10 protein-coding genes are annotated in these 12,166 nt (G+C 38.5%); 6 read left to right on the top strand and 4 right to left on the bottom strand.

Going from position 1 to position 12,166, the window contains the following annotated elements; all coding sequences use genetic code 11:
- Positions 1–327 precede the first annotated feature (327 nt).
- The 4 genes from exbB (at position 328) to yedF (ending at position 4,752) form a co-directional block, all read left to right on the top strand.
- Positions 328–1,242 (top strand): tonB-system energizer ExbB, encoded by a 915-nt coding sequence (exbB, locus tag AC4IFO_RS02810; RefSeq protein ID WP_490731681.1) that lies wholly within the window; start codon positions 328–330, stop codon positions 1,240–1,242.
- Positions 1,243–1,247: 5 nt separating this feature from the next.
- Positions 1,248–1,673, top strand: coding sequence for a TonB system transport protein ExbD (gene exbD, locus AC4IFO_RS02815; protein ID WP_490731683.1), 426 nt, complete (start codon positions 1,248–1,250; stop codon positions 1,671–1,673).
- A gap of 1,628 nt (positions 1,674–3,301) precedes the next feature.
- Positions 3,302–4,516 carry a selenium metabolism membrane protein YedE/FdhT gene (yedE, locus tag AC4IFO_RS02820; protein WP_273804520.1) on the top strand — a complete coding sequence of 405 codons (1,215 nt, stop codon included), beginning with the start codon at positions 3,302–3,304 and terminating at the stop codon, positions 4,514–4,516.
- The gene (gene yedF, locus AC4IFO_RS02825; protein WP_353244313.1) at positions 4,513–4,752 is read left to right on the top strand and encodes a sulfurtransferase-like selenium metabolism protein YedF; all 240 of its coding nucleotides are present in this window, start codon (positions 4,513–4,515) and stop codon (positions 4,750–4,752) included. The genes yedE and yedF overlap by 4 nt, the downstream gene beginning before the upstream one ends.
- A gap of 379 nt (positions 4,753–5,131) precedes the next feature.
- On the opposite strand, the gene AC4IFO_RS02830 is transcribed toward yedF, so the two are convergent.
- The gene (locus AC4IFO_RS02830) at positions 5,132–5,641 is read right to left on the bottom strand and encodes a GNAT family N-acetyltransferase (RefSeq protein WP_490731686.1); all 510 of its coding nucleotides are present in this window, start codon (positions 5,639–5,641) and stop codon (positions 5,132–5,134) included.
- 240 nt (positions 5,642–5,881) lie between these two features.
- Positions 5,882–6,787, bottom strand: a complete 906-nt coding sequence (gene rdgC, locus AC4IFO_RS02835) for a recombination-associated protein RdgC (protein WP_206084547.1) — start codon at positions 6,785–6,787, stop codon at positions 5,882–5,884.
- A 210-nt stretch (positions 6,788–6,997) separates the two neighbouring features.
- Here rdgC and mak point away from each other — a divergent pair, with 210 nt between their 5' ends.
- Both mak and AC4IFO_RS02845 read left to right on the top strand, forming a co-directional pair.
- Positions 6,998–7,903, top strand: a complete 906-nt coding sequence (mak, locus tag AC4IFO_RS02840) for a fructokinase (protein ID WP_490731689.1) — start codon at positions 6,998–7,000, stop codon at positions 7,901–7,903.
- 589 nt (positions 7,904–8,492) lie between these two features.
- Positions 8,493–10,442: a bifunctional 2',3'-cyclic-nucleotide 2'-phosphodiesterase/3'-nucleotidase gene (locus AC4IFO_RS02845; RefSeq protein WP_490731691.1), complete on the top strand. Its 1,950-nt coding sequence runs from the start codon at positions 8,493–8,495 to the stop codon at positions 10,440–10,442.
- 179 nt (positions 10,443–10,621) lie between these two features.
- Here the strand turns inward: AC4IFO_RS02845 and AC4IFO_RS02850 are convergent, their stop codons facing one another.
- Positions 10,622–10,921 (bottom strand): YmdA family protein, encoded by a 300-nt coding sequence (locus AC4IFO_RS02850; RefSeq protein ID WP_490731693.1) that lies wholly within the window; start codon positions 10,919–10,921, stop codon positions 10,622–10,624.
- 451 nt (positions 10,922–11,372) lie between these two features.
- Complete coding sequence (locus AC4IFO_RS02855; RefSeq protein ID WP_219245711.1) at positions 11,373–11,972, bottom strand: nitroreductase family protein; 600 nt, start codon at positions 11,970–11,972, stop codon at positions 11,373–11,375.
- Positions 11,973–12,166 lie beyond the last annotated feature (194 nt).

Genomic DNA, 12,166 nt, shown 5'->3' on the forward strand with positions numbered 1-12,166 from the left:
CAAAGTTCAATTAGTTCCATCGATATAGGAGAAGGGAGGTTGCATTTATCTACCAAATGCCTTCGTTGTATTAATAAGAATAAAGAAGAAATACCCGTGTAATAGACGTGGACTTCATTGTCTAAGAACAAAAAAAATGAAAAAATTTGTGAATACTAATGATAATTACTATCAATTCGCGCTGTCTTTGATATCATCAGCACCGTCTTTTTTAAAAGAGACGAACAGCGCGAGTTAAATTTCGCTTTTAAAGGTTAGTCGATGAATGGCACAATCATCGATATGAATTTTTTTATACAACACTAAAAAGAGAGTAAAGGCCAACTGATGCGTAAACTAACAGCTTCTATTCTATTGGCGTTCGGCTTGATGGGCACGGCAGTCGCTGAAACTACACCTGCAACAACACCCGCTGCATCTCAAAATACACCATCGACACCTGCGGCTCCAACTACAACACCAAATATTGAAGCTGCTCCCGTATCTTCTGAGCCCGCAGTAAATACTGCCGTTGTGAATGAAAATATTGAAATTGCAACTGAAGCCCCAACAGGCGGCTTTGATCAGGACTTATCCGTTTGGGGGATGTACCAAAATGCGGATAATGTGGTGAAGACAGTAATGATAGGCTTGGTCATTGCATCTGTCATTACATGGGCACTCTTCTTCTCTAAAGGTCTCGAAATTTTAGTCGCACGTCGCCGTTTAAAAGACGAAACCAATGCGATTGCTGACGTGAAATCACTTGATGAAGCCGTGAAAATTGCAGAAGGTTTCAAAGGAAACAGTATTACACGCATGCTGCTTAATGAAGCGGTAACAGAAAGAGCGTTATCTGCGAACAGCACTGATTTGTCTGGTACAAAAGAGCGTACGTCATTCCGTCTTGAAAGAGCCGTCGCTGCAATCAGCCGATATATGGGCCGTGGTAATGGTTATTTAGCGACTATCGGTGCGATTTCTCCCTTTGTCGGTTTGTTTGGAACGGTATGGGGTATCATGAATAGCTTTATCGGGATTGCCCATTCACAAACGACTAACTTAGCGGTCGTCGCACCGGGTATTGCAGAAGCACTTCTTGCAACGGCAATTGGCCTTATCGCTGCGATCCCGGCGGTTGTAATTTATAACATTTTCGCCAGAATGATTAATAACTACCGTGGTCAGGTAGGGGATGTGGCTGCACAGTCTGCGTTATTATTAGGGCGTGATCTTGATCTGGCAAATAGCAAAGCAAGGTAATTATTATGGCAATGCGTTTAGGTGACGAACAAGATGATAGCGGTGAAATGCATGAAATTAACGTGACACCGTTTATCGATGTGATGTTGGTTCTATTGATTATCTTTATGGTCGCGGCACCATTGGCTACAGTTGATATTAAAGTCGACTTACCTGCCTCAACCGCGAAGCCACAGCCACGGCCAGAAAAACCCGTGTTCTTAACGGTTAAAGCTGATAGTCAACTCTTTATTGGCGATCAAGCGGTGTCGAAAGAACAGCTTTCCGTAACTCTTGATCAAGCAACAAGTTCAAATAAAGAAACAACGATTTTCTTCCAAGCGGATAAAAGCGTTGATTATGAAACGATGATGGATGTGATGAATGCATTACGTCAGTCAGGGTATTTGAAAATTGGCTTAGTTGGGATGGAAGCAACGACCTCTAAATAGTCAGTGTTAACAGCAAAAGCCGACATAACGCGTTTTATCTTTAATGGTAAAGCGCGTTTTTTTATTAATAAAATCAAATCGCAACAAAAATTAACACTGTAGCTGTCTGATTTTTCCGCCCTATGTTATCTATCCTGCATAATGTTATATTTATTTGTATGATTTAATCATTATTAATAGATTTTTATCCTATTTTCACGCTTTTTATTGGTATCCATTTGAAGGTGGATGTCTGAATTACACACTCAATACTCTTATAAGGGGTATTGAGTGCTAATATAAGGCAATAAATCAAAATTAACATTAAGATAACTGATGTTTTATTGGTGTTTTTTCTCTAAATCGAAATAGAAGAGTTGAGTAAAGCCGCGTTTTAAGGCTACGTTTTTAACGTAAATATAAGCTCAGCTTCTTTTTTTAAATGCAATTTTTTATTAAAAATGCAGCTTAATACAGCTTGAAATAGCGGATATTTAACTATTTTTGATGCTATTGAATCGAAGAAACATAACCAAAAATAAACCATTATGTTTGAATGGTTTTGTTAATTATCACTATTTTGGCAAGATAATAATATTACCATGGAAATTATATGGATAATTTTAAAGGTAAAAATATCGACAAGATGATTGTTTTTTATGAGAAAATTTAAAATTCATAGAAAGAGTATGGTAACTGAAATAAAAAAATGATTATTTTTTTTCAGACAAAAAATAAAAACTTTATAAAGGTTTTTAATGAAAATGTCTTTTTGAGAGTGAGTTAAATAAGCTTTGCTCATAATAGGAAAAATAAAATTATATAAATATATTTAATTTAAATATAAATCAAATAGCAAATTAGAAATAAATACGTATAAATGTAAATAGTTTGTAATATCTTAACAATAGGTGTTTTATTTTGCTGTAAAATGATAACTTTTTGATTTTAATTATATTTTTGGTTTTTCTTGTACTTTTTAAGTTAAACGAAAAAACACTTGCGCAACCTAAGTCTTGGGTTATAATGCAATCAATAACATTTAGAAACACTTTTAAACACTTTATTATATCGAGTTATTTATTTTTAAAATTGATTAATACTAGGGACCTAATAAAGCCAGTTTTGATTTTCAGTATTATTTTTGAATAAGTGAAAAATCAGGCTTTATATTAAAAATAGATATAATTACGTAATTGGGTAACTCAGATAAGATATTGTGTTTTTAAGTTAACGTGAATGTTATTACTGGAGTCAAATGGGCTGACTACAGACTACGCATAGCAAGCGAAGCCGGAAACGGCAATTTCATATTATACTCCTCTATAGATAAAATAAGACTACATTTCCAGCGTTATCATTAAGATAACGCTTTTTTTTTATTGGTACATTGTGCTACGTAATGAGTATGTTTTTTATACATAATTTGAAGAGTTCAATAAATGTATAATAAATCAGCGTTCACAACATCCTACTATGCATAAAATCAATATATCCTTCAGTTCTATACAAAAGGACTTCACGAAAAAAAATATCAGCGTATGATATTTCCACTTCGCTGTGGGGCATCGATATAACAGATTATAAAGATAATTATACAACGGCGAATTTCTCTGCCAGGATCTGGCGTGAATCAATTGGATGTTACAATGACTTGGTCTGATTTCAAATCTCACTATCTCATCGGTTTTTGGAAGCCTTTACCCGCAGTAATTGCCGCAGGTATTTTATCAACCTACTATTTCGGTTTAACGGGCACATTTTGGGCTGTTACTGGCGAATTTACTCGCTGGGGAGGGCACATTATGCAGCTGTTTGGTGCTCATCCAGAAACTTGGGGTTATTTCAAAGTGATTGGCTTTGAAGGCACACCTCTAGATCGTATTGATGGTGTCATGATTATCGGTATGTTTGCTGGTTGCTTTGCTGCTGCACTTTGGGCAAATAATATTAAATTACGTATGCCTCAACACCGTATTCGCATTTTCCAAGCCATTCTTGGCGGTATTATTGCAGGGTTTGGTGCGCGCTTAGCGATGGGATGTAATTTAGCGGCATTCTTTACTGGGATCCCTCAATTTTCTCTACACGCATGGTATTTCGCTGTTGCGACTGCGGCAGGGTCATATTTTGGTGCTAAGTTCACATTGATGCCAATGTTTAGGATCCCTGTCAAACTGAAAAAAGTCAGTGCGGCATCTCCGTTAACGCAAAATCATGATGTGGCAAAACGACGCTTTAAGTTAGGAATGGTTATTTTCACCCTCGCATTGGCGTGGGGTTTTTATACCTTACTTGACTCTCCAGTGATGGGCTTTGCTATCCTCTGCGGAATTGGCTTTGGTTTATTAATTGAGCGTGCTCAGATTTGTTTTACCTCCGCTTTTCGCGATTTGTGGATCACGGGCCGTACCCATATGGCTAAAGCCATCATTATTGGGATGGCAGTCAGTGCGATCGGTATCTTTAGTTATGTCCAGTTAGGTGCGACACCTAAAATTTTATGGGCAGGCCCAAATGCCGTGATTGGTGGCTTACTCTTTGGTTTTGGTATTGTCCTTGCTGGTGGCTGTGAAACGGGTTGGATGTACCGCGCAGTGGAAGGGCAGGTTCATTATTGGTGGGTTGGTTTTGGGAATATTATTGGCGCAACCATCCTAGCTTATTATTGGGATGATTTAGGCCCTTGGTTAGCAACCGATTTTGACAAAGTGAATTTACTCGAAACCTTTGGGCCACAAGGCGGCTTGTTGGTGACGTATGCATTATTAGCAGTGGCGTTTGTGCTGATGTTAGTTTGGGAAAAACATTTTTTCCGTAAACGTACACAAAAATCGACACAAGCATCAATGGAGGCAATATGAGTAAAAAAGACATTATTCCTGATTACCGTTTAGATATGGTCGGGGAGCCTTGCCCATATCCAGCGGTAGCAACATTGGAAGCGATGCCATCCCTAAAAAGCGGCGAAATATTAGAAGTAGTAAGTGATTGCCCACAATCAATTAATAATATTCCGTTAGATGCAAAAAACTATGGCTATACGGTTTTGGATATCCAGCAAGATGGGCCGACTATACGTTATTTGATCCAAAAATAGCGGATACCCGTCATACTTTGCGCCGCAGCGTTGTTGACTGCACTCACAGGCTCTAGTCACATACTTTAGTATGCTCCTAGAGCCTGTTCGATTGTCGCCTAGCTGCAACACAAATTATTTAGGGTATATTGGCGGCATAATAGGTCATGTTATTGATTGATAAAATAGATTTTTGCCGCAGCGTTGTTGACTGTACTCACAGGCTCTAGCCACATACTTTAGTATGCTCCTAGAGCCTGTTCGATTGTCGCCTAGCTGCAACACAAATTATTTAGGGTATCTTGGCGTATTGATGGATGAGAAAATTTTTGCCGCAGTGTTGTTGGCTGCACTAGAACCCCCTAGCTATGACTTAAATATAGGGCTAGGGGTTTTTAGGCTATTCGTCTTGCCAGTTCGCAATATCTAAAACTAGCTCACATTCATCATCGATATATCCGCCAGTCGGAATAAACCCCAGCTTTTTATAAAACTCAAATGGGCTTTCTTCCCCCTCACCGCAGCTATTATAGAGTCGTGGGTAACCTTTCTTTTTTAGATAACGTATAACTTGGATTAATGCTTCGCGGCCAAAGCCTAACTTTTGATAAGGTTCTGCTATCATGAAGCGCCATAGCATAATGCCATCATATTCGAGTTCGTCATCATCTAACCCAGAATGCAGCATAATGAACCCAACAGGCGTATCATCTGCATAAATCCCTCTGTACCACGCACAGTCTGAAAATTGTGCCTCTACCATAGAGTAAGCATTGTCAGCGACCATATTACGCTGCGCCTCACTCAATGTATGACTAAGTAGGCAGATTTCAGAGAAGTTATCCGCAGTGACTTTTTGTAAGGTCACTAATGAATTTTCATCCACTTCTGGTTCGATAAGCTCTTTCATGACTATTCCTTCGATAGAATATTGACCAAAACTCCAATAATGGAGGCTGCTATTTATTATTTTTATTTAACAAATTTCAAACTAACGTAAATTTGTTACAGGGTTGTAATTTAATCAACCAGAGATTTCACAACCAGTCAATGACTTAATTGTGGCTATGCAGGCGAGGTCTAAAAAGAAATGGCAACTTACTTTTTGGTAAGTTGCCATCGTGAGATAAGGAAGGAAATTCAAGATGTGTTAGTGTTCTGCTTCGCCACCCAGAACATCAATTAAGCGAGCGATTAAGGCGCTCAGTTCGCTTGTCATTAGCACATAATCCGCATCAAATTTTTGCGCATAATCTTCTTTGCCAATGTCGTCATTTTGGTCTTTTAATGTATCACTGAATTTAAGTCTTTTTAGCGAACCATCATCAGATAACATAAATTGGATACGCTCTTCCCAATCTAAAGCAAGCTTCGTGACGAGCTTACCTGCTTCAATATGGGTCGCAATTTCATCAGAGATCAGATCTTGCTTCTTACAGCGAATAATTCCTCCTTCTTCTAAGATAGCTTTTAGCTCCGCTTCATCCATCACCGCAAAGCCTTGAGGAAGTGAGCCTGAACGGATCCACTCGGTGAGAGTGAGTTCAATTGGGTCTTTGAATGTGAGAGGAACGACAGGCAGGGAGCCTAAACTCTTGCGTAATAAGGCTAGATTATCTTCAGCACGTTTCGCGCTTGCCGCATCTACAATAATGAGTTGATTGACGGTATCAATCCAAATATAGGTTTTGCTAAATTTACTGAATGCACGAGGCAATAAGGTGTGCACGACCTCATCTTTTAAGGCGTCTTTTTCAGTTTTTTTAAGTTTGCGGCCTTGGTCTGCTTCTAGTTTTTCAATTTTGTCCTGTACTTCTTGCTTGATGACAGGAGATGGCAGCATTTTTTCTTCTTTTTTAGCGCAAATTAGAATTTGGTTGCCAGCTGCATGGGTTAAGGCATCGGCACCGTTCATCGGCGCGACCCAACCTGTTTGCATCATGTCTTGGCTGCCACAAGGGTGATAGGCAAGTGCGGCAAGTTGTTTTTCCAGATCATCTGCAGAGAGTGCCAAATCCCGATTCAGGCGATAGACCAATATATTCTTGAACCACATGAAAAACCTACCTTTGTTGATAAATAGCCAGTTAGAGCAGGGGGCTATGATAACGAATTGTCGGTTATTAAGCGAAAAAAATATATTTAGCCTAAGGTGCCTATTAAGGAAGTTAAGTGATCCCTCAGTTTTTATCTCTTATACTTGAAAAAAGCGCCCTAGGCAGGTCATGATGGGAAGATAAACAATAAAATCAAAGAGAGCAGCGCAATGAGAATAGGAATTGACCTTGGTGGCACGAAAATTGAAGTGATTGCATTAGACGATGATGGTGAAACCTTATTTCGTCAGCGTGTTTCAACACCTAAAGGTGACTATATTGCAACACTCAATGCTATCGCCGGTTTAGTGAATGACGCAGAAACCGCAACAGGGCAAACGGGCAGCGTAGGGGTTGGGATCCCAGGAACTTTATCTCCTGTGACTGGAAAAGTGAAAAATGCCAACTCAACATGGTTGAATGGGCAGTTTTTTGATGCTGATTTAAGCAAGTTATTAGGGCGTGACGTTAAAATTGCTAACGATGCCAACTGTTTAGCCGTATCTGAAGCGGTAGATGGTGCAGGTGCAGGGAAAAAGGTCGTTTTCGCAGTGATAATCGGAACAGGCTGTGGTGCAGGTATTGCACTCGATGGCCAAGTGCATTCAGGTGGAAATGGCGTCGCAGGGGAATGGGGGCATAACCCATTACCTTGGCAAGATGATTGTGACAGGCAGTTCTTATCAAACGAACACTGCTATTGCGGCTTAACGGGTTGCACAGAGCTGTTCGTCTCAGGAACAGGTTTTATGGCCGATTACGCAAAGTTATCAGGCGAGAAAAAAATCGGCACAGATATCGTTAAACTGGCGCAAGAAGGAGATAGATTTGCCAAAATAGCGCTGGATAATTATTTGAATCGATTAGCTAAAGCGTTAGGGCAAGCGATCAATATGCTCGACCCAGATGTCATCGTGTTAGGGGGCGGCATGAGCAATGTGGATTGCTTGTATGAAGAACTGCCAGCGCGAATTCGTCAATGGGTATTTGGGCGTGAATGCGATACACCTATTCGTAAAGCGGTGCATGGAGATTCGAGTGGGGTGCGTGGCGCGGCTTGGCTATTTTCGTCCTAATTTACGCTGTGGTGGTGTTGGCTGCACTCGGCTTCTCATTTTTTCGTCATACTTCAAGTTGTGGCTGCGTTGGCTTCATTCAGCCGCCTTGCCACAACTCGAATTATTTAGAAAAAGGTGCGCATGTAATAAAAAATAGAGTTTTAGTTTTCATGTTTAAATAATCATCCTTTATTACTTAAATTAAATTTATATTAATTAAAAATAAAATAATAAGCATATTTATAAAGCAAAAAATTTGAGTTAAATAAATTCTCTAATGTTAAGTGATATAAATCACAATTCTTTTTTTCCTACGAAAATTATTCACAAAACATAAAAAAATAATTTCAGTTATTTGGCGTGAATTTGTCATGAATAATTCATTTTTGTGACAGATATAAAAATCAGGCTCGATAAAAAGATGAAAACCGTGATTTAGTCACAGAAAATGGTTACTGTTTGCAGTGTATTATCATTAAAAATTGATGTCATGCACATAGTGTAAAATTTTAATGCCATTTTTGTTGGTTATTTGTTCAATGGCATAAGGTGTGTATGCGGATTCGAGAGGCAACTTTCTCTCAATAAAGGCAACTAAGGGGATCTAATGAATAAAGTATTGAAGCTCTCGACACTTGCTATGTTAGTCGCATTTAATGCGAACGCAGCAACGGTTGATTTACGTGTTATGGAAACATCAGACGTTCACAGTAACCTTGTAGACTTCGACTATTATAGAGATAAACCAACTGAACAATTTGGTTATGTTCGTACTGCGACTTTAATTAAAGCCGCAAAACAAGAGGCCACTAACTCCGTACTCGTGGATAACGGAGACTTAATCCAAGGTAGCCCACTGGCTGACTATATTGTTGGTGAAGGCCTAAAAGATGGCGAATCTCACCCAGCACACAAACTATTGAATACAATGGGTTATACCGTAGGTAACTTTGGTAACCATGAGTTTAACTTTGGATTAGATTTCCTGCATAAAGCCATTGAAGGGGCAAAATTCCCTTATATCAATGCCAATATTATTGATGCAAAAACCGGTAAAAACTACTTCAACCCATACATTATTGTAGATACTCCAGTTAAAGATAGAGATGGAAAAACACATACAATTAAAGTGGGCTACATCGGTTTCGTTCCACCACAGATCCTTATTTGGGATAAACCAAATTTAGAGGGTAAAGTTTTAGTTAACGACATTACTGAAACGGCGAAAAAATTTGTACCGCAAATGAAAAAAGAGGGCGCTGACTTAGTTGTTGCAATTCCTCACTCAGGCTTCTCTCAAGAACCTTACAAGGCAATGGCGGAAAACTCCGTGTATTACCTCAGTGAAGTTCCGGGAATTGATGCAATCATGTTTGGCCACTCACACGGTGTATTCCCAAGCAAAGACTTTAGTGATATCAAAGGTGTTGATATTGCGAAAGGAACCGTCAATGGTGTTCCTGCTGTCATGCCTGGTCAATGGGGTGACCACCTAGGGGTTGTCGATTTAGTGGTAAGCAATGATGACGGTGCATGGAAAGTGGTTGATGCAACGGCTCATGCACGTCCGGTTTATGACAAGCCAAATAAAAAAGCCCTTGTTGAACGTGATGGCGACTTAGCGAAAATCATCGAAAAAGAGCACCAAGATACTCGTAAGTTTGTGGGTAAACATATTGGTAAAGCTTCTGAAAATATGTACAGCTTCTTAGCACTGGTGCAAAGCGATCCTACTGTACAAATCGTTAATGATGCACAAATCGACTACACCAAAAACTTCATTCAAGGTGACCCTGATCTGGCTGATTTACCTGTATTAGCCGCGGCAGCACCGTTTAAAGCGGGTGGTCGTAAGAACTCACCAACAGAATTTATTGAAGTTGAAAAAGGTGATTTAACGTTCCGTAATGCGGCGGACCTTTACCTGTACCCAAATACATTGGTTGTCGTTAAAGCAACGGGCGCGGATGTTGTTGAGTGGTTAGAATGTTCTGCGGGTATGTATAACCAAATCGACCCACAATCAACGGCACCACAAAGCTTATTGAATTGGAGCGGTTTCAGAACGTATAACTTCGACACAATTAGCGGCGTGGATTACCAAATCGACCTGACTCAGCCAGCAAAATATGATGTTGATTGCCAAACCGTAAATAAAGATGCTAACCGAATCAAAAATGTCACTTACCAAGGTAAGCCGATTGATCCGAAAGCGACTTTCTTAGTGGCAACCAACAACTACCGTGGTTACGGCGGTAAATTCGCAGGGACAGGTGATAACAATGTTGCATTTGCTTCCCCAGATGAAAACCGTTCAATTTTAGCGGCTTACATTGCGAAAGTGTCTAAAGAAAAAGGTGAGATTTCGACTAAAGCGGCAAATAACTGGTCATTTACACCAATTAAGACAGACAAAAAACTGGATGTTCGCTTTGAAACTGCACCAAGTGAAAAAGCAGCTAACTTTATTAAAGAAAATGCACAGTATCCAATGAAAAAAGTGGGCACTGATGAAATTGGCTTCGCTATCTACCAAGTAGATTTAACCGCTAAGTAAGCATTTCCATTTTTATTGAAGTTATCCTGAGCCTGCCCAATTGGGTGGGCTTTTTTATGCCTAAAAATGAGAAAGAAATGGGGGGAGATATTTGGATGGTAAATAAATAACGCTCGGCGCATTTAACTAGCAACTTACTAAACACGTCGAGCGGTTATTGATTTTTGACGACTAATAAACTATTCATAAAACACATTCAACATAGGTAATTTACTAAACTTATCGTATTCAACTTTAACATACTCAGATTCTATTTTTTTGCCATTTTTTAAAGAGCCCGTCATTGAAATATCCTTACCATTTCGGTAGCACATAACATTGACACGTTCTTGGTTGTTGGCATTTATAACACATTGTGGTTCATACACTGAACCCGTAAATGTGATTGTCCCTCCTGATGAGTTATTACTTGCATAGGTGAAAGAACAACTTGAAATGATTATAGCAACTACGGATGTCAGTAATGATAAACGTTTCATAGTCCACCTCCGGAATAACACTGAGAACAGTGTTTTTTGCCTTCACTTTTAGTGTAGTTCAATTATTGACAATGCAAACTAAATTTTGAAAATATACTTAGATTCTAGTGTGAAAGTGGTTTAGTTCATTGATAAGCATCAAAATTTATTTGATGTTTATATCATTCGATTGATTGTTAATCATTAATTTTTTGTGAATAAATAACAAATGGGGTAGGTGTGAAATTATCTTTTTATTTAAGTTAAATTTCATTTGTAAATATGTTTTTTGAATTTTTTGTTACGTTAAATAAATTTTAAATAATAACGTATTTCGTAATTTTATTTTTTAAATGGAAGTCATCATTAGTGATGCTTTATTTTGCGAAGGATTTTAAAAAGTGGTTAAAATAGAAATGCCCTTATAAAAAGTTTTATAAGGGCATTTCGTTTAAAATCTTACTGTTTCATTTTATTTGAAAACTTTGAAACGTACATCATCATCCATAAAGGCTTTATCACCCGCTGGTGAATTAATGGAACCAAATACCATTTGAGCGCGTAATATCCAATTTGCAGGGATGTTCCACGTCTTTTGTACATCATTATCCACTAAAGGATTGTAGTGTTGTAATGAAGCTCCGATATTTTCTTGTGATAATGCAGTCCATACTGCAAATTGTGCAATCCCGCTGGCTTGCTCAGACCAAATAGGGAAGTTATCTGCATATAAAGGAAATTGTTCTTGCAGACCTTTTACAATGTCTTGGTCTTCAAAAAACAGGATAGAACCTGCGCCTGCTGCAAAACTATCAATTTTTTGTTCTGTAGCAGCAAAAGCTTGCTCAGGTACGATTTTGCGCAGAGCTTCTTTGGTCATATTCCATAATTTCTTATGTTCAGCACCAAACAAAATTACCACACGTGAGGTTTGCGAGTTAAACGACGATGGTGAGTGTTTTACGGCTTCTTTAATTAGTTTTGTAACGTGTTCTTCAGATACAGGTAAAGCATCGCCTAGATTATAAATAGTACGACGGTTTTTAATCATTTCGATAAATGCGTTAGACATTTTAGTCTCCTAGATCTTCATTAGCGCACGGCATTTTATAGAATATATCTTAGAAGCCGCAGTTCGTTTCAATGGTTATTACTATAGCGGGGGAAAGTTAAAATCATAGAAAAAAAATTTAACCGTAAGGTTCAAAATTTTACGCTAAGATTGATTTTTTAAAATTATCAATAATTTCAATTTGTTGTATTTGT

Source organism: Providencia sp. UF-224 (genome assembly GCF_058245955.1).